General features: G+C 68.8%; 16 protein-coding genes and 3 pseudogenes. 9 read left to right on the forward strand and 10 right to left on the reverse strand.

Annotated elements, in window-relative coordinates; translation table 11 throughout:
• Window positions 1-45: 45 nt before the first annotated feature.
• The 3 genes from ACIQ8J_RS28505 to ACIQ8J_RS28515 form a co-directional block, all read right to left on the reverse strand.
• Window positions 46-510 carry a roadblock/LC7 domain-containing protein gene (locus ACIQ8J_RS28505; RefSeq protein WP_403277003.1) on the reverse strand — a complete coding sequence of 155 codons (465 nt, stop codon included), beginning with the start codon at window positions 508-510 and terminating at the stop codon, window positions 46-48.
• Entirely contained in the window at window positions 497-2986 is a 2490-nt protein-coding gene (locus tag ACIQ8J_RS28510; protein ID WP_403277000.1) for a nitrate- and nitrite sensing domain-containing protein, read from the reverse strand. The genes ACIQ8J_RS28505 and ACIQ8J_RS28510 overlap by 14 nt, the downstream gene beginning before the upstream one ends.
• 262 nt (window positions 2987-3248) lie before the next feature.
• A complete protein-coding gene (locus ACIQ8J_RS28515) occupies window positions 3249-3455 on the reverse strand; it encodes a helix-turn-helix transcriptional regulator (protein ID WP_403277068.1) in 207 nt (68 codons plus the stop codon).
• 535 nt (window positions 3456-3990) lie between these two features.
• Here ACIQ8J_RS28515 and ACIQ8J_RS28520 point away from each other — a divergent pair.
• A complete protein-coding gene (locus tag ACIQ8J_RS28520; protein ID WP_403276998.1) occupies window positions 3991-4638 on the forward strand; it encodes a response regulator in 648 nt (215 codons plus the stop codon).
• Here ACIQ8J_RS28520 and ACIQ8J_RS28525 read toward each other — a convergent pair.
• The 3 genes and pseudogenes from ACIQ8J_RS28525 to ACIQ8J_RS28535 all read right to left on the reverse strand — a co-directional run bounded on the left by ACIQ8J_RS28525 (window position 4596) and on the right by ACIQ8J_RS28535 (window position 6498).
• Entirely contained in the window at window positions 4596-5156 is a 561-nt protein-coding gene (locus tag ACIQ8J_RS28525) for a SigE family RNA polymerase sigma factor (protein ID WP_403276996.1), read from the reverse strand. The two genes, ACIQ8J_RS28520 and ACIQ8J_RS28525, sit on opposite strands and share 43 nt — an antisense overlap.
• Before the next feature lie 640 nt (window positions 5157-5796).
• A pseudogene (locus ACIQ8J_RS28530) lies at window positions 5797-6261 on the reverse strand (histidine kinase dimerization/phosphoacceptor domain-containing protein); the annotation flags it as partial.
• Between the two features lie 42 nt (window positions 6262-6303).
• Window positions 6304-6498, reverse strand: coding sequence for a hypothetical protein (locus ACIQ8J_RS28535; RefSeq protein WP_403276995.1), 195 nt, complete (start codon window positions 6496-6498; stop codon window positions 6304-6306).
• Between the two features lie 197 nt (window positions 6499-6695).
• Here ACIQ8J_RS28535 and ACIQ8J_RS28540 point away from each other — a divergent pair, with 197 nt between their 5' ends.
• The 5 genes from ACIQ8J_RS28540 (at window position 6696) to ACIQ8J_RS28560 (ending at window position 10742) form a co-directional block, all read left to right on the forward strand.
• Entirely contained in the window at window positions 6696-7415 is a 720-nt protein-coding gene (locus ACIQ8J_RS28540; protein WP_403276992.1) for a response regulator transcription factor, read from the forward strand.
• A 45-nt stretch (window positions 7416-7460) separates the two neighbouring features.
• On the forward strand, window positions 7461-8141 hold the full coding sequence (locus ACIQ8J_RS28545) for a carbohydrate-binding protein (protein ID WP_403276990.1): 681 nt from the start codon (window positions 7461-7463) through the stop codon (window positions 8139-8141).
• Window positions 8142-8837: 696 nt separating this feature from the next.
• Window positions 8838-9458 carry an RNA polymerase sigma factor gene (locus tag ACIQ8J_RS28550; protein ID WP_403276988.1) on the forward strand — a complete coding sequence of 207 codons (621 nt, stop codon included), beginning with the start codon at window positions 8838-8840 and terminating at the stop codon, window positions 9456-9458.
• Window positions 9455-10426, forward strand: a complete 972-nt coding sequence (locus ACIQ8J_RS28555) for a CU044_5270 family protein (protein WP_403276986.1) — start codon at window positions 9455-9457, stop codon at window positions 10424-10426. Before ACIQ8J_RS28550 ends, ACIQ8J_RS28555 begins: the two co-directional genes overlap by 4 nt.
• A gap of 43 nt (window positions 10427-10469) precedes the next feature.
• A complete protein-coding gene (locus ACIQ8J_RS28560) occupies window positions 10470-10742 on the forward strand; it encodes a hypothetical protein (protein WP_403276985.1) in 273 nt (90 codons plus the stop codon).
• A 1084-nt stretch (window positions 10743-11826) separates the two neighbouring features.
• Here ACIQ8J_RS28560 and ACIQ8J_RS28565 read toward each other — a convergent pair.
• The gene (locus tag ACIQ8J_RS28565; RefSeq protein WP_403607975.1) at window positions 11827-12408 is read right to left on the reverse strand and encodes an ISAs1 family transposase; all 582 of its coding nucleotides are present in this window, start codon (window positions 12406-12408) and stop codon (window positions 11827-11829) included.
• Window positions 12409-12418: 10 nt separating this feature from the next.
• Here ACIQ8J_RS28565 and ACIQ8J_RS28570 point away from each other — a divergent pair, with 10 nt between their 5' ends.
• Window positions 12419-12637 (forward strand): hypothetical protein, encoded by a 219-nt coding sequence (locus ACIQ8J_RS28570; RefSeq protein ID WP_403607979.1) that lies wholly within the window; start codon window positions 12419-12421, stop codon window positions 12635-12637.
• A 66-nt stretch (window positions 12638-12703) separates the two neighbouring features.
• Here ACIQ8J_RS28570 and ACIQ8J_RS28575 read toward each other — a convergent pair.
• The 3 genes and pseudogenes from ACIQ8J_RS28575 to ACIQ8J_RS28585 form a co-directional block, all read right to left on the reverse strand.
• Window positions 12704-12976 (reverse strand): annotated as a pseudogene (locus tag ACIQ8J_RS28575) (transposase family protein); the annotation flags it as partial.
• Between the two features lie 196 nt (window positions 12977-13172).
• Complete coding sequence (locus ACIQ8J_RS28580; RefSeq protein WP_403277252.1) at window positions 13173-13682, reverse strand: hypothetical protein; 510 nt, start codon at window positions 13680-13682, stop codon at window positions 13173-13175.
• A 599-nt stretch (window positions 13683-14281) separates the two neighbouring features.
• Window positions 14282-14594, reverse strand: a pseudogene (locus ACIQ8J_RS28585) (IS30 family transposase); the annotation flags it as partial.
• Between the two features lie 86 nt (window positions 14595-14680).
• Here ACIQ8J_RS28585 and ACIQ8J_RS28590 point away from each other — a divergent pair.
• Together ACIQ8J_RS28590 and ACIQ8J_RS28595 are read left to right on the forward strand one after the other, a co-directional pair.
• Entirely contained in the window at window positions 14681-15490 is an 810-nt protein-coding gene (locus ACIQ8J_RS28590) for a hypothetical protein (RefSeq protein WP_403277251.1), read from the forward strand.
• 153 nt (window positions 15491-15643) lie between these two features.
• Window positions 15644-15922: a hypothetical protein gene (locus tag ACIQ8J_RS28595; protein ID WP_403607976.1), complete on the forward strand. Its 279-nt coding sequence runs from the start codon at window positions 15644-15646 to the stop codon at window positions 15920-15922.
• Window positions 15923-16710 lie beyond the last annotated feature (788 nt).

Raw genomic sequence — 16710 nt, forward strand, 5'->3', positions numbered from 1 at the left:
GTGTAGGGACGGGGAGCCAGTGGCGGGGGCCCGGGTCTGGGCGGCTCAGCAGGCTGCCGCGGCATGATCCCTCAGAGTGGACCGCAGTTCGGAGGTGAGGACATGGCCGACCCGGCGCACCAACCGGGTCATCTGATAGCCCAGCACCGCCCGGTCGGTGCCCGAGTCGGCGGCCACCGCGAGTAGCGACCCGTCGGAGACGGTGACCACGACCAGGGTCGAGTGTTGCATCTCCAGGACGGTGCGGTGCACCGCACCCGACTCGTGCAGCTGGGACGCCGCGCCCGCCAGGGCCGCCAGACCGCTGGTGATCGGCGACACGAGGCCGGGGGCCGGTGCCTTGGGGGCGGAGGCCCGCGCAAGCAGCAATCCGTCCGCCGAGACCAGGGCGACGTCGAAGACGCCCGGCAGGTCGGTCTGGAACTTCTCCAGCACCCACTGGAACTCGCGCACCTTGTCGGTGCCTTGGGTGAGCGAGCGCTGTGCGGGAGACGGCTCAATCGCGTACACGGGGGTCCTCCTGTTCCGGCTCGGCCTGGGCGATCCCGTCGGTCAGGCCGCTCATGCGCCGCCGGATCTCGGCGGGATCGGGGAAGGCGGCCGCGTCGCCGCCCGCCGGGCCGGGAGGGCTGATGCTGCCGACGCGGGCGCGCCGCTGACGCACCGGCAGACCGGCGCGGGTGGACTCCGCCGCGCCGCCGCCCGGCTGCGGCGAGGCTTGCGGGCTAGCCGTCGGGCCGCCTGGCGAGGCCTGCCCCGTACCGGCCGCGGGGTCGACGGCCGAGGCCTCGGCTCCGGTCGTTGCGCCGATGGCCCGCATCGATACGGTTGGCTGGTCCTGGGCGGGGTCGGCGGGGCGCTCGATCGCCTGGGGCGGCTGGGGCCGGGTACGCATCACCCCACGGGCGTGCCCGTGGCGGTGGCGCTGCGGCGCCCGCTCCATCGGAGCCGATGCCAGAGCCAACGACGAGGGCGGCACCGAGATCGCGCCCGAAGCTGGAGCCGACGGTGAACCCGCAACCGGGGCCGAGGCCAGGCCCGAACCCGGAGTCGACCGCGAGACCGCCGGGGCCGCACCCCGCCCCGCAACCGTTGCCGCGCCCCGCGCCGAGACCGGCGTCGCCCCCTGCGTCGTCAGCGGTGTCCCACCCACCTGCGCCAGCATGGACTGCGGCAGGATCAGCGCGGCCACCAGACCTGTCGGCGTGTTCTCGTACAGGCGGACCGCCACCTGGTGCTTGCGGGCGAGTGCGCCCACCACGTACAAGCCCATGGACTCGCTGAGGTCGGACCGGCAGCCCGCGGGCTGTTGCAGCGCCTGCTCGGCCCGGGCGAGCTGTTCGGAGCCCATGCCGATGCCCGCGTCGCGGATCTCCAGGAGCACGCGGCCGTCGGGCATCCGCCGGCCGCTTACCACGACCCATGTGTCGGGGCTGGAGAAGGACGCGGCGTTGTCCAGGAGCTCGGCGATGAGGTGGACGAGGTCGTCGGCGGCGTAGCCCACGACGCCGACCGGGGGCAGCGCGTGATAGGTGACTCGTTGATAGTCCTCGATCTCGGAGGCCGCGGTGCGGATGAGCGCGAGCAGGTCCGTCGTCTCGCGGCGCTCGGAGGTGATCTCCGCTCCGGCCAGCACCAGCAGGTTCTCGCTGTTGCGGCGGATCTGCGTGGCGAGGTGGTCGAGATGGAACAGGTGCGAGAGCTCTTCGGGCTCCAGCTCGCGGCTCTCCAACTCGGTGATGACCGCCAACTGGCGCTGGATGAGGGACTGGTTGCGCCGGGAGAGGTTCTGGAAGAGGAGGTTGACCTCCTCGCGCGTGCCGGCCTGCTGGCGTGCGAGGCGTACGGCCTCCAGGTAGACGCGGTCGAAGGCGCGCGCCACGTCGCCGATCTCGTCCCGGCTGCGCGGCGCGAGCACCTTGCCCTCCAGCGCGCGCGGCAGCTCGCTGCCCTGCGAGAGGTGCCGGGTCACGTCGGGCAGGTGGACGTCGGCCACCTTGACGGCCGAGCGGCGCAGCCACGTCAGTCCGCGCACCAGGTGCCGGGAAGTCGCCATGACGAGGACCGTGGCCAGCAGCAGGGCGAGGACGGAGAGCGCGATGGAGATGACGGCCTTCTGGCGGGCCTGGTCCTTCTGCTTGAGCGCGCTGGCGAGCACGCGGCTCTCCACCGTGTCCTGGAGCTGGTCCAGCTGGGTGCTGACGCGGGTGAGGTCCTCGTACCAGCTCTTCGGCAGCACCTTGTTGAGGTTGACCTGGCCGGTGGAGGTGCCCAGCTTCTGGACCGCTTCGGTCACGGTTGCGGAGGGCGCGGCGCCGACGATCTTCTGGAAGGCGGCGGCTTCGGTGGGTTCGGCGTACAGGCCGAACTCCGTGCCGGTGATGTCGCGCACGAGTTGGGAGGAGAGGACGTTGCCCTGCGCTCCGGTGCTGAGGGTGCCCGAGGGCATCGTGGAGGACAGCACCGAACGCTGGCTCGTGACCATGACGTCGTTGAGGGCCAAGGTGTACAGGGTCCAGCCGGCGCCCCGGGCCTGCTCGCCGATCCCGCCGACCTGGTTATACAGACTGGCGATCGGCACGATCACACCGCCGTACTGGTTCTCGACGTCGCTGGGGGCGCTGTGGGAGTCCGCCAGTTTGCGGATCGTCTGGAGGGCGTCGAGTCCGGCGCTGGTGACCTTGTACTGGCGCTCCATGCCGGAGCTGGCGGGGAGTTCCGTGAGTTCGTGCAGGAACTGCTTGGCCTTGGCGTCGGTCTCGGCGCGCCCGTCGCCGTCGGAGGGGTGGAGCCGCTCACGGGCCTGCGGGTCGACCGCGAGGTCGCGCTCCTGGGCCAGTGCCCGGATGAGGGAGGTCCCGGTGCGGCTGGTCCTGGCTATCTGCGCCGTACTGCGGTACTGGTCGGCGGTGTCCAAGGCGTCCTTGACGCGCATGCCGGCGAAGCCGAGCGCGGCGAGCAGCGGTACGAGGACGACGATCAGCATGCGAGTCGGCACTCGAAGGTCGGCGAGCACTCGCCTGCGCCAGGGAAGGGGCGGCCGCGTTCCGCCGGCTCCTGGTATCCGCTCTTGCCGGGGGCCCGGCGCAGGAGCACCTTTTTTCACGGGAGACCTTGTTTCCGAGGGAGTGGAATAGGGCCGTCCCAGCCTATGTACCTTCCGAAGGCGACCTGCGTGACCAATGGGCTACGCCCATCAGCCGAAAGTTGACCTCAACGGCTGGTGCCGTCCGATAGGGTGCGGCGATTCACGGGCCGAAGAAAATTCGGGCCGCCGCCACACGGTTCTGCGCTCCGAGGCGTGCGAGTACCTGACTCACGTGCGTCTTGACCGTTCCGGTGAGCAGACCCAGGGATTCGGCGATCTCGGCGTTGGAAAGACCGGTCGCGAGGAGTTCGAGGACCTGGTTCTGACGGTCCGTCAAGCCTTCGAGAGCGGAAGTGTCATCTGGAATGCGCTGGGTCCAGACGCGGCCGTGACGTGAGTTCGACCACGTCCCTGGTCATTTCGCTGGAGAAGGACGCATTCCCGGCCACGACGGCACGTACTGCGCGTACGAGGTCTTTCGTCAGTGAATTGACGGACAGAAGTCCCGAGGCGCCGGTCCCAATTGCCTCTTCCGTGAGCCGGTCCTGCGGCGATCCCACGAGAAGGATGTGCTGTGCATTCGGCTCGTGGGATCTCCTGCCCGATGGACAGTCCGTCGGTTCCGGGGGCGGCGTGAACGACGACGGCGTCGGGGAGCGGGACGCGGACGCGGTCCTTCGCGGTGGCGCTGTCCCATGCCTCCTCAACGGTGTTGATGCCACGGCCGTCCAGTAGGTCCCGCGCAGGACCGCGCGCAGGTGCCGGTCGCCGCTGACCGGCAGGACCGTGATCATCCGGGTTGCTCCGATTGGCGGTGCCGGACGAGGGCATCGGAACGAACCGCAACAGATGGTGGCATACAGCGATGGCATGCCGACTGGCGATGGGGAGTTTTGCCGCTGATGATCGAGGCTGTGATTGTCGAGGACAACGTCATCGTCAGGAGCGGGCTGGCGCAGATCATTTCCTCCAGCGAGGACATCGCGGTGGCGGGCACGGCGCCTGACGGAGCGTCAGGTGTGGGGGCCGTGCTCCGCGCCCGCCCGGACGTGGCCCTGGTTAACCTGGGGCTGCCGGACGAGAGCCGACCGTCGCTCGCCGGGCGTCTGCCGGCGCTGCCGGAACCGCCCCGGGTGCTGATCCTGACGGCCTTCCACGACCACTCCTCGGTGCGCGAGGCCCTGACCAGCGGGGTGTCGGAATTCCTCCTGAAGGACATGTCGGTGGAGGACCTGCTGGAAGCCATTCACGCGGCCCACGCCGGGCACGCGGTGCTGCACCCCGAGGCCGCGGGCCAACTGGTCGGCTCGCGGCGGCAGGCCGACCGCCCCTCGCCCCGGGAGCTCGAGCTGGTCGCGGCGCTGACCGACCGGGAACGGGCCGTCCTGCGGCCGCTCAAGACCGGACTGACCAACGCCGCCATCGGCCGGGAACTGGGGCTTCCCGAGGCCGCGGTGAAGAACCACGTCACGCAGTCCCTCACCGAGCTGGACCTGGCGAACCGGGTTCAACTGGCCCGCTTCGTCAGCCGGGTCGGGCTGCCGGAATGAACCGCTCCGGCCTCGTCCCGCTCCAGATCCGCGCGCAGCCTCAGCAGCGTCTGGAACAGGGTACTCCGGACGGTCCCCGGAGCGAGGCCGAGGACCGTGGCGATCTCACGGGTGCTCATGCCGAGCCAGTACCGCATGAACACGACGTGACGGCGCCGCCGGGGGAGCCTGCTCACCAGCACCCGCAGGGTGTCGTGCTCCGCGTGGTCGGGCACGAAGTCGGGCGCCGTGCCGTCCAGCGGATCGGCGGTCGGTACGTCGCGGAGCCCCCCGCCGCGCCACAGGTCGATCCGTACGCTGTTGAGGACCTGCTGGACATAGGCGTCGGGGTTGGTCTTGTTGCGGATGCGGTTCCAGCTGTGGAACGTGCGCAGCAATGCCACCTGCAACAGGTCCTGGGCGTCCTGCCGGTTGGGCACCAGGCGCTCCGCCCTGCGCAGCAGCACGCCGCGTCTGGCACGTACGTACCCTTCGAAGTCCGGGTAGGGCGTGGTCGGGTATTCTGCCGCGTCGTCCATCGTCCCTCCAGGCTGGCGCAGCCGGGCGGCGGGAGGGTGTCCTCCTGGGGTGACGGCCGCGGACGTACGGACCGTCCCGACTCAACCTTCGTCGATCACGGGCGGGGCGGCCGGGCTCCGGGAGACGGCGACTGCGTGACGTCAGGTGCGGCGGAGGGTACTTCGCGCGTACGAGGTGCCGGCACACGTACGGGGTGTGGGGCAGGGACGTCGCCCTCGCCGGGCCGCCGGGCCAGGGGCAGGAAGGCGCGCACGGCGAAGCCCTCGCCGCACCGCCCGGCGGGGAAGGCGCCTCCGAGCAGGCCGACGCGCTCCGCGAGCCCGTTGTGGCCGGACGGCAGGGCCGCGGCCGGAGCACGTCGTGCCCCGGGTCCGCCACTTCCACCCGCAGTCCGTCCGCCTCGCACCGGACCAGCACCGAGACGTCGGCCCCCGTCGCGTATCGGACCGCGTTCGTCAGGGACTCCTGGACCACACGATAGGCGGTCAACTGCACTGGCTCCGGGAGCACTTCGGGATGCCCGTCGATCTCCAGGCGTACGGTCGTGCCGTCCATGCGGAGCTGGTCGGTCAGCGCCACGATGCGGTCCACGTGAGCGGCGGGCGTCCTGACGGCGGCAGCGCGGGAGGCGAGCAGACACAGTGTCTCGCGCAGTTCCTCCAGTGCCTGGTGGCCCTCTTTCCGGATCCGCTCGACGGCCAGGGCCGACACGGCCGGGAGGCTCCCCGACGTGGCCAGGAGGGCGTTCGCGGTCACGACGATGCCGCTCACGCGGTAGGCGAGGGTGTCGTGCATGTCCCGGGCGATCCGCGACCGTTCCCGGGCCGCGGCCCGCTCCTCCCGCACCGTCCGCTCGCGCTCCAGGTCCCGCACCCGGTGCTGAGCGGCGGCACGGCGCTCGTGGTGCCGGCCGATCGCGTACCCGGCGGGCAGCGGGCCGAGGGCGAGCGCCGCGGCGAGCGAGTTCCCACGCACGCCACACGGTGCCGCCGTCCACCAGCGGTGCGGTGCCCGCGTCATTCCGGGTTGTTGGGACACGCACAGAAGTAGAGCACGGCGGAAAAGAAACTCCGGGAGGCCAACGTCCCGGTTAGGAACTTCCATTAGTCCCGAGGAATTAAGTACCAAAGTCCCGCCGGGATTTTCTCAATTGCCCTGAGGGTCCTGCGCGGGCAGGTAACCGAGATGCCGTTCCCACGTCAGTTCAAGACGGCCGGGAACGATCACGTCCATGTAGGGGTACCCGAGATCTGCCACCACGGCGTCATAGACGGGTGTATCGCTCGGCGCGGAATGGGAAGCAGGCCACCTGCGGCCTGGGCCGCTGTCGAGATTGTTCATGGCGTCGGCCTTCTGTCGGGCGGTGGATTCTGACAGTTGGCGAAACCATACCGTCTTCACCGTGCGAGGAATTCCATCGCGGGGAACTGTGACCGCGCGGGCACGGTGGGTGCCGTTTCCCGATCGATAACCCGGGTTAAGACATTTTAAGAACTCGTTAGACGATACCTAAGCCTGCATGCGCCACACTTGTCCTCATGAACTCGACAGCGGAACTTCACGGCGTGCCAACGGGCGTAAGGCGGCAGCCGGTTCAGAGCACCGTGCTCGTCGCCGACGGCGACCAGGTATTCCGTACCCGGCTGTGCAGTCTTCTGGAAGGTCTGGGTTACGACGTCGTAGCCGAGGCGTCGAGCGCCCTGGAAGTGACGAAGCTTCTGCGGAGCACCGAGCCTGAACTCGTCGTCATGGACCTGCCGTTGGCGCGGTCCGTCGGGTTCCGCACCGAGCGCCTCGGCGGTCTGCTCAGCCGGCCCCCCAAAGTGGTCCTGCTCACCGGCGGCGCCGGGCTCGAGGGGCTGGAGGAGGCGCTGGACGCCGGGGCCCGCGGGTTCATCACCAAGGACCTGGACGCGGCCCTGCTCGACTCCGTCCTCGGTCATGTGCTCTCGGACGGCTGCGCGATCGCGCCGGAGGTCTTCGGCCCTCTGATGGACAAGCCCACCGGCTCCAGCACCCGCTTCACCCGCGCCCACCCCCGGGTCAGCCTGCTCAACGACAGCGAGCGCCTCGTACTGCAACTGCTCGGCTGCGGTTTCGAGAACGCCCGCATCGCCGAGGAACTCCACCTGTCCCGGGCGAGCGTGAAGACGTACGTGTCCCGGCTGCTCGGCAAGCTGCACCTCGAAAACCGCACCCAGGCTGCCCTAGTGGCCAACGAGACGGGCCTTGCCCGTCAGGTCGCCGTCCCCGCATAACCTGAGCAAATAAAGGCAATTCATGACATGAGACGGTGGTAGAGGGTGGCCGACCAGCAGTCGCCGTCCGCCGGGGAGCAGTGGGAAGGCCCCCATGGCGAGACGGCCCCCGACGACGAGACGATAGTGTTCGATGCGGCGCAGCTGCAGAGCAGGCGCCGGAGGCTACGCAGCGCCCGGTGGCGCATATACGCGGGCTCCGCGAGTGTCGTGGCGCTGGCGGGAGCGGGCATCTTTGCCTTCGGTGGAGGCGGACCCGACAACCTCGCCGCGCTGATGGGATCGACCGGCCATGGCGCCGGAGCCCCCGATACCGTTCCGTCCACGACACCGTCCACCGCCGAAGACCAGGCCCGCGCCGAGACACAGGCCTCACCCCACGGTTCCCCCAAGGGCTCGACCCCGGGGTCCGTGAGCCCCTCCGACCCCTTCCGCTCCGCACAGTCCAGTCCCGGAGCCGACGGGCAGCGCAGCCCGAGTACGGGGACGGACCCCTCCGCGTCGCACTCGACGTCCACGACGTCCCACCCGACCTCGCCGTCCCCGTCGCACTCGGATTCGCACTCGGGCGAGATCACGCCGTCCTGGCAGTCGCATCACTACTACGTGGTGGGGAACCGCGTGGTCTACGGCGGCGTGGCCTACACGTGCATCCAGGCCCATACGAGCGTCGACAACCCCGACTGGTTCAGGCCTGAGGCCCACCTGTGGAAGCCGACGGGATAGCCGGGCCTGCCACTTGTGGTCGTCCGGTTGGCGGAGTCCCTATGTCTTTCGCCAAGCTGTCTGGGCGCCTGCGGGGGTCTCCTCGGTGGGCGCGTCAGTAGTCCGTGGAGGTGTCGGCTCCGGTGCATTCGTAGATCCAGCCGGCGGAAAGCATCAAGGCCCGGCCGGGTGTGTATGTGCTCGGCCCCTTGAGCCTGCATCTGGCGGGTCATGGCCTTGGCGATCGGATGGGGGATCGTGTCGCGTTGCCCCGGTGGTATTCAAGGAGTTCGCGGTCGGCGTTGCCGCTGATCCAGATGACGCGGGCGTCGAGACTGGTCAACAGGTCGAGAACTTGCGTTGGTTGCGGGCCGGTCGGCACAGTCGGCACGCAGACCGCAGGCGGTGGCGTGTGAGCCTGCTTGACGGCGCGGGGCACGGGCGTGGCCAACTGGCCGATGCCCTGCGGGCGCTGGACGCGCGGCTTGGGGCGGTCCGCGCGAAGGCGGCTGGGTCGTTGGGCCAGCTGCGCAGGACCGGCGTGCCCTCTCGCGGGTCGTCGGTGTCCGCGGTCGTACGGTCCTTGACGCCGGTGGTCTTGATCAGCTTGGTCTGGACCTTCGCGGGCGTGGCCCGGAATGTGACGCGGGTCACCGGAACTGGCTCGTGGTCGCGGAGAGGAACTAGACGTGAGGAGAAACGGACTGAGAGGTATCCATGCGCGACCGCATACGAGCGGGTAACAGGGAGGCGTTCGCCGAGTTCTACGAGGAGCATTCGCGAGGGGTCTACAACCACGCTTACCGGCTGACGGGCAACTGGTCGACGGCTGAAGAGGTGATGTCCGACACCTTCCTGGAGGCTTGGCGCACCCGGGAGGAGATCGAGCCGCAGGGTGGGTCCCTGCGGCCGTGGCTGCTGGGCGTCGCCACCAACAAGGCGCGCAATGCCAATCGGCGGGTCCGTCGCCGGATCGCCTTCCTGACCCGTCGGCAGGGGCTGGACGAGGTCATCGACTTCGCGGACGAATCGGCATCGCGTATCGACGGCAGCCGCGAACTGGACGCCGTACGCCAGGCGTTGACGCAGCTGCGCCGCCCCGAGCGGGAGGTACTGGCATTGTGTGTATGGGCCGACCTGGACTATGCCGAGGCCGGACAAGCCCTGGGCATACCCGTGGGCACCGTGCGATCCCGCCTCTCCCGCGCCCGCGCCCAGCTGCGGAAGCTGACCGACGAACAACTCAGCGGTCGATGCGAGCGCACCCGGTCCGCCGGCGCGACAGTACAACCCACGGCCGCTCCACCGGCCCTGACCGTTCAGGAGGCGTCTCGATGAGTACCCCCGACCACCAGGAGCTTGCCCGGCTGCTGCCCACCCCCACCGATCAAGACCTGCCTCCTGTCCGTCACCGCCACCACAAGGAACTGCTCATGCACACCATCGACGGTGACCGGTCCCGGGCGCGCCGCCGGCTGATGCGCCCGCCCATCGCGCTGCCGCTGGCGGCAGCGGCCGTAGCGGCGGCCGTGCTGGTCACCGTCCTGCCCAGGACGCACCAGGACGGCTCCGCGGTGCGGATCGAGGCCGCCGCTCCCGGCACCGCACACGGGGCGACGGCGCTGCTCGACCGGCTCGCCGCCGTGGCCCTGACGGCCAACGTCGGGCCGGTGAGGGACGATCAGTACGTCTACGTGCGCAGCAAGGCGACCCGTACGGCACACATCAAGCCGGTCGAGGCGGGCGAGCTCAAAGACCGGGAGGACTGGCGGCCGCAGGATCTGCGCCCGACCGGTGACGTCGGGGTCTTCCGCCAAGACGGGGAGTTCGTACCCATCCACAGTGAACCGACGCCCGCGGGCATCCATCGCCCCACCTACGGATGGCTGGCCTCCCTACCTACTGAACCCGACGCTCTCTACCAGCGCATACGACAGGAGAGTTCGCCGGTACAAGGCCAGGACTTCGACCAGACCGTCTTCGACTCTTTCGGCAGTCTGCTGGGGGAGACGGTGATGCCGCCCAAGATACAGGCTGCCCTCTACAAGGCTGCGGCGAAGATCCCGGGTGTGGTGGAGACGTCGGATGGTGCCGACGCAGACGGCCGCCATGGTCTCGCCATCGCGCGTGAGGACCGCCAGCGCTGCCAGCGCACCGAATGGATCTTCGACAGGGCGACCCTGGCGTTCCTCGGCCAACGGACCTTTCTCACCAGGACCAGCGAATGGGGGAAGGCGGGCACGCTGGTCTGGGCCAACGCGATCCTGGAGCGGGCGGTTGTCGACCGGCCTCGCCAACTCCCCTGAACCAGAGACGGATACGCGCTGCCTACCCGCCGGGCTTCGGGCCGTGGCGTTCGGGTCTGGCGGCACCGAGGCGCGTCCCGCGGAGCAGACCGCCAGCAAGCAGATCAAACTGAGCGGGGGCATCACCGCCTACGCGGGGGTGAAGCCGAAGACCGCCAAGGGCAGCCGTGGCAAGGAACAGGACAGCAGCATCATCGTCGCCGTCGGTGATGGCGACTCCAACTCGGTTTCCCTGCCGGTCGGCACCATCACTGTCGACCACCCGATCGTCACCAACTGGCGCACCGCCCCGAAGGACGCCGTTCCCTCCAACTGAACGGACCTGCTCCAGCTCCTGCCGACGGCTGCACGTCCCGGGGTGCGGTGCAGCCTCGCCCTACCAGCCGGTCGGCTGGTCCTCGGGCCAACGCCGGGCACTGGGACGGGGCCTGGGGCCAGCCAACGGGTAAGCCCGGCACGTCTCCGCCCGTCCACACGACGCCGCGCTGCTCCTGATGGCCGTTGGGGCGCGCAGAATGGTGCTCATCGCGGTCTCCCTCGTGCGGATTCGACTGGCGGCCGGCGGCGGCTCGGCCACGCGTACGGTGTGGTTGTGAACATTGGCGCGTGCTGTCACTGAACCTCTTTCATCCTGGCTCTTGAAGGGTGAAAGGGCTGGTCAGCGGGGCTGTTGGTGACATGGCGAAGCCTCCGTCGTTGGTGTGGTGTTCTCACGCATCACGCCGACAACGGAGATGCTTCGTTGCGTGGGGGGCACCCTCTGGTGAAGGTTCGTGACACCCGTGTGACCTGCTGATTCTCAAAGCCGCCAGGACTATGAATCAGCCCTGATCCGGTGCCAGGCACGGCGCGCCAGAAGGACACAGCCGACGGACACAACCAGTACGAGGACGAGTACAGCACAAATTACCCATGCGGCGAAGTGACCCATCTAGCCACTATAACGATAGATACAGGGAGGCCTCTCGGGTCGCCAGTGATCGAGATCACGAGATCATGAGGGCCTTTTTTACGAGAACGAGAAAGCCCTCAGCGAGCACCTGTGTCGAGGGGCCTCTCGGGGGCGGTCACCATGCGGGCAGTCCTATACGCCACGGGCACGGGAGCTATGACCCGGGACATCACGCAAGGCTGGGACAACAGGGCCTCCTCGGCGTTCGAGATGGCGTCGCAACCCCGAGCCACCAAGGGGCCCAGTTCCCATGCCTCCGCCCGGCCAAAATCACCCGACCAGGGGCCCGATCGAACACAACCGTCCTCCTGATCGATAGGCCAACGGCTTCTTGATTCTTAACCTTGCAGGGCTCGTGACCTGCTGAGATTCCCGAATCTTGGGACATGACACGCGGCCGTCCCGCCAGGGCTGATTCAAAGTTCGGCGGTCCGGGTGTCTTTGCAGGTCACGGGAGTTTCAGCAGGTCGAGCGGTCGGGTGAACGGCTCGTAGGAGATCTCCCGGAGCCCGGCGGCGATGCTTGTGTAACCCGCCGTCCGCGGGGTGTTGATTGCCAGGTTGCGGAAGGTGGCCATGTTCGCCGGGCCGTGCCCGGTGCGGATTTTCGAGGCGTCCTCGCTGAACGTCACGTCCCGGACGTGATGGACGGCCTCGATGCCCCACTGGGACTGAGCGGTCTTTCCCAGTGCCGCCGGATGGGCCTGGCGGGAGTTGAGGTCGGTGATCGCGTAGATGGTCGGCCGGGTGGTCTTGCCGGTCTTGCGTGTGGTGCGGTGTCGCCGGATCTTCACCGCCTGCACTGCGAAGGGGAAGCCGAGGTCGAGGTCGGTGATGGTCAGCGCACGGGCCGAGCGGGTCTCGCGGCGTCTGTGGCCACGGTTGCGGGCGTAGGCCACCTCGCGGCACCGGCTCCACGGCAGCTTCCTCAACACTGCGTGGAGGGTGGGCTGGTTGGCCTTGACCACCAGGAAGTAGTGCGCCTGTTTGCCGGGGACGATGTGGCGGGCTTGTTCGCGGGTGGTGTGCAGGGCATCGGCGGTGACGACGGTGCCTGTCGGGTCGAAGGGGGGACAGCAGCGCGGCGAAGGCGGTGACCTCGGTGGTCTTGTCTGGCACGGGCAGTTGGGAGATCACCTGGCCGTCGCCGGTCAGCGCGGAGAGCAGGTGGACGGCGTCGGCGGTCTCGGTGCGCGAGCCGCGGGCGGTCTTGCCGTCGACGGCCACGGTGACGGTGCCGGTCGGGGTGGCGCCGAGTAGGCCGGCCAGTCCACCGGGGCACACCGCGATGATCACCCGGCGGAGGGTGGCGGTGGACGGCGGGATGCGGAGGTTGAAGATGGTGGTGGTGCGGGCGCCGAGGCGGGCCAGAGTGTGCTGCGGAGCGGACCGGGCCCACTGGCCGATCACGGCGTAGGACTTCGAGCCTGCCAGGACAGCCGCGCAGGCGGTGAGCAGAATGCTGACCAAGTGGTGGCGCCTGCCGCGGCGGTCGCGGGGGTCGGGAAGGGCTGTCAGCCGTGCGGCCAGATCGGGCAGCGAACGCTGTTCCGGGGTGGGCGAGTTGGTCAGGCAGGGCGTGGCAGACTGGCGGCACATCGAAGCTCCGGCGGTTCGGGCGACTTGGAGGTCCCCTTGATCGTCGGAGATCTTCGTTGTCGGCGTGATGCGTGAGAGCACCACACCAACGACGGAGGCTTCGCCATGTCACCAACAAACCTGCTGACCAGCCCTTTCACCCTTCACGAGCCAGGATGAAAGAGGTTCAGTGGGTCTGCCGCTAACTAATTCGAGGTCAGTTCTCAACCTGGATGAGCTTGGTCTCAGAAGTCACGATGTCGTCATGCATGATTACTGTGGCATCCAGTGGCATGAAGGCACCGGGGTTCTTCCCCAATTTGAACGTGGCGTGAAGCGTCCGGCTATCCCCCGCGTTCAAACTGTCGATCTTCCAGACGGTCTTGGCCATGGGGTGGTCACCCCGCTGCGTGCTCACCTCTCCGTCGTCGTCAGCCTTGAGTGCCTCAACATCCCCCCCAAGACCCAGATCGACTCGTACGCCCTCGAGGTTGCTGTCGCTTACATTCTTTACGGTGACGTCGATCTTAAATTCGTGATCAGAATTAACCTTGGGCGGAGTGTCGAGAGTTACCAACATTGGCGAATTCTGCTGAATCGCAGGCACCGCGAGCGTCGCACTTCCCTGCGAGACTGTAGTTGCGGCATGGGCTGCCGACACCTCGATCGCAGGAACAGTGGTAGCGGCCAGGATTGCCGCAATCGCACAAGCACGTCCGTATCGCACTATGAAACTCCTTTTCTCTGAGACACAGGATCCCCCAATCCCGCCGGAAGGCGTAACGAAACGCCCCAGAGGAAAATCACCTGGAGGATGATGGCAGTACTCATCGTGCAGCATGCTCTCCGGCCGAATCACTGGACGCTGGGCTGGCTCTACCCCCTGCCAAAGTTGCAGTCAGGGCCCCAGACGCTCGGGACCTTTGTCACTTCGGGCACGGACGACTTCTCCTCAGGTCAGGCCGGTGCTGTGGGCGATCAAAGCGACTTGGGTGTGGCTCTTGGCTCATACGAGAATTTTTGTGGCTGTTGATTGCTCGGGCGGAGAGCGTGACCTAACGTGCATGCGGCGGGATGCTGGGATGTGGCGAATGAGGTCGCTACCTCTTGCTTCAGCAACTCGCCCCTGTGGTCGTCGAGTCGGTCGCTGTTGTCGACGGCGTTGTGGTCGTCACGGCGCGGACCCGGGACGGCCCGGCAGCCTGCACGGGGTGTTGCGCAGAACTCTGCGTGGGTGCACAGCCGCTACCAGCGGCATGTCTCGGATGAGGCAGTCGGTGTCGCCTCTGCGCGTTGACCTGACGGTGCGACGTGTACTGCCCGCACTCAACCGGTCGTCGCAACATCGGTTCGTTGATCCAAGTGTAGGTGCTCACCCGAGGACTTCTCCCGGAGTCCTCCAGCCGAGCGTCTTGCGTGGCCTGCTGTTGAGCGAGGCTGCGACTGCCTCAAGCTCCCTCTCGCTCCAGGGGGAGAGGTCAGTGACCTTGGGGAAGTACTGCCGCAGCAGGCCGTTGGTGTTCTCGTTGGTGCCGCGCTGCCAGGGGCTGTGCGGGTCCGCGAAGTAGACCTTGGTGCCGGTCTCGCTCGCCAACTTCCCGTGCTGGGCAGGCTCCTTGCCGCGATCCCAGGTCAGGGACCCCCATCTGCGGGCCCGCCTTCCGCTTCCTGAGCGGGCGGGCGTCCTCCCGTCCCACCGTCGTCCTCTCCACGCACGGCATCACCGTGCCGGAGGCCATCGCGGCCGGCCTGCTACGGCCCGGCGAGCCCCTGCTCGACGGGCCTGCTGGCTTACGAGGACCCCGCCGAGGCTTTCCCCGACCGGCTGCCCACGTCCCCGGCCGCCTGGTCGACTTCCTCGTCGGCCGCGACGGCGGCCCCGAAGAGGGCGGCGCCGCCTGGCTGCGGGTGCTGCCTCCGCACCCCGAAGCCGCGCACGGAACCGACCCCCACCACCTCGCCGCCCTGCACGAAGCGCTCGCCACCGACCCCTGCCGCACGCGTTACATGCGCCAGGGCATCCGCGGTGAAGCCCTCCCCGCGGCGCGCGAAGCGCTCGCCGCCCGGCGGGCTGGTGCCTGCTCCTCGACCCGGACGCGTTCGCCGCCGCCACGGACACTCCGCCCGCGCAGATGGCCGAACGGACCGCGCTGGAGGCGCGTTTGCTGGGCGCCGTCGTCCTGCTGCCCGTACCCCCGTGGTACCGGCACCCCCGAACGCGTCGACCTGTTCCGCAGTATAACCACCCGGCTCGACGAAGCCCCGCCGCTCCTGCTGTTCTACGGGGCCCAGCCTTGGTCCGCATACGAGTGGGACGCGCCGCTGCCCGCCGAGACCGACCTCCGCTCCGCCGCGGCACACCACCCGCGCGACCAGCTCGGCGCCGCCGCCTCCGCCGCCGTGGAGCGCCTGCATCGCGGCTACGCGCTGCGCGCCACCACCCCGCCATGCCCGAGGTATGGGCCGCCGCCCGGCTGCGTTCGGCCGACGAACTCGGCGCCCTGGGCCCGGCACATCGAGCCCGCCGTGGGCTAGGAGGACCTGGTCCTGCCGGGGGCCGTGCGACACCGCCTCGACACGCTGGTCGCCCGGGTCCGCCACCGCGAGGAGGTCTTCCGGGACTGGGGGATGCGCCGGGGCCGGGGCACCGCCGCACTGTTCGCGGGGGAGTCCGGTACCGGCAAGACCATGGCCGCCGAGGCCGTAGCGCACGAGCTGGACCTGGACCTGTACGTCGTCAGCCTGCCGTCGATCGTCTCCAAGTACATCGGCGAGACGAGAAGAACCTCGAATGGGTCTTCTCCGCGGCCGAGACCCTGGAGGCGGTCGTCCTCCTTGACGAGGCCCACTCGATGTTCGCGAAACGCGGTGAGGTCAAGGGCTCCAACGACCGGCACGCCAACATGCAGAGCGGCTACCTCCTGCAACGCCTGGAGGCGTTCAACGGGCTGGCGATCTCGCCACTAACCTCCGCTCCAACATCGACTCCGCCTTCACCCGAGGGTTCGACGAGGTCGTCCATTTCGAAAGCCCCGGCCCCGACGTCCGCGCCCGTCTGCGGCGCGCCCTTCTCGGCGAGACCGCCCCCGAGGACCTCCAGGTCGACGTTCTCGCCCAGGCCTACGACCTGGGGGGCGGCAGCATCCGGGCCTGCGTGGAGAGCGCCGCCTTCGAAGCGGTGGCGGTGGGCCGACAGGTGACCGGCGAGGACCTTCTCGCCGGCATTGAGGCGGAGTACATCAAGCTCGGCCGGCTCTTCGGCCGGGTCGGCTGACGCCGAAGCCCGCCTGGCCGTTCACCGAAGTGGGTTCCAAGTGTCTTCTTTCGCGGGCCGGGATTGTCTTTGGGCGACGTGGGTGGGGAAGCGGGCGGTGATGGGGTGGGGTGCGGGGGCGTCTGTTCTTCGGGCTGTTGGCTGGTTGCGGCCGACACGTGCTGTGGTGAAAGGGAGTTTGCCGTGAGTGAAATGGTTGGCCCGGATCGGATGCCGGTGCCCCAAGCGAGTACCCCGTCCGTTCCCCATGCGAGCATCCGCGGTCCCGTCCCGGAACCGCCGGGTTGGCGTGCGAGCATCTTCCAAGGCGTGCCGGGGTGGGGCGCGGACGGCTCTCCCGCTGGCACCCCTGTCGGCGTCGTGGTTCCCAGTGCCCCACCGTTGGACGTCCCGGAACCGCCGGGTTGGCGTGCGAGCATCTTCCAAGGCGTGCCGGGGTGGGGCGCGGACGGCTCTCCCGCTGGCACCCCTGTCGGCGTCG

It is taken from the genome of Streptomyces sp. NPDC094147, assembly GCF_044764265.1.
GTDB lineage: Bacteria > Actinomycetota > Actinomycetes > Streptomycetales > Streptomycetaceae > Streptomyces.

What these genes read in the sequence shown, in the direction of transcription:
- ACIQ8J_RS28535 (WP_403276995.1), bottom strand. Translation starts at nt 6,498, where the DNA reads ATGAACAATCTCGACAGCGGCCCAGGCCGCAGGTGGCCTGCTTCCCAT.
- ACIQ8J_RS28540 (WP_403276992.1), top strand. Translation starts at nt 6,696, where the DNA reads ATGAACTCGACAGCGGAACTTCACGGCGTGCCAACGGGCGTAAGGCGG.
- ACIQ8J_RS28510 (WP_403277000.1), bottom strand. Translation starts at nt 2,986, where the DNA reads ATGCTGATCGTCGTCCTCGTACCGCTGCTCGCCGCGCTCGGCTTCGCC.
- ACIQ8J_RS28550 (WP_403276988.1), top strand. Translation starts at nt 8,838, where the DNA reads ATGCGCGACCGCATACGAGCGGGTAACAGGGAGGCGTTCGCCGAGTTC.
- ACIQ8J_RS28520 (WP_403276998.1), top strand. Translation starts at nt 3,991, where the DNA reads ATGATCGAGGCTGTGATTGTCGAGGACAACGTCATCGTCAGGAGCGGG.
- ACIQ8J_RS28595 (WP_403607976.1), top strand. Translation starts at nt 15,644, where the DNA reads ATGGCCGCCGAGGCCGTAGCGCACGAGCTGGACCTGGACCTGTACGTC.
- ACIQ8J_RS28555 (WP_403276986.1), top strand. Translation starts at nt 9,455, where the DNA reads ATGAGTACCCCCGACCACCAGGAGCTTGCCCGGCTGCTGCCCACCCCC.
- ACIQ8J_RS28525 (WP_403276996.1), bottom strand. Translation starts at nt 5,156, where the DNA reads ATGGACGACGCGGCAGAATACCCGACCACGCCCTACCCGGACTTCGAA.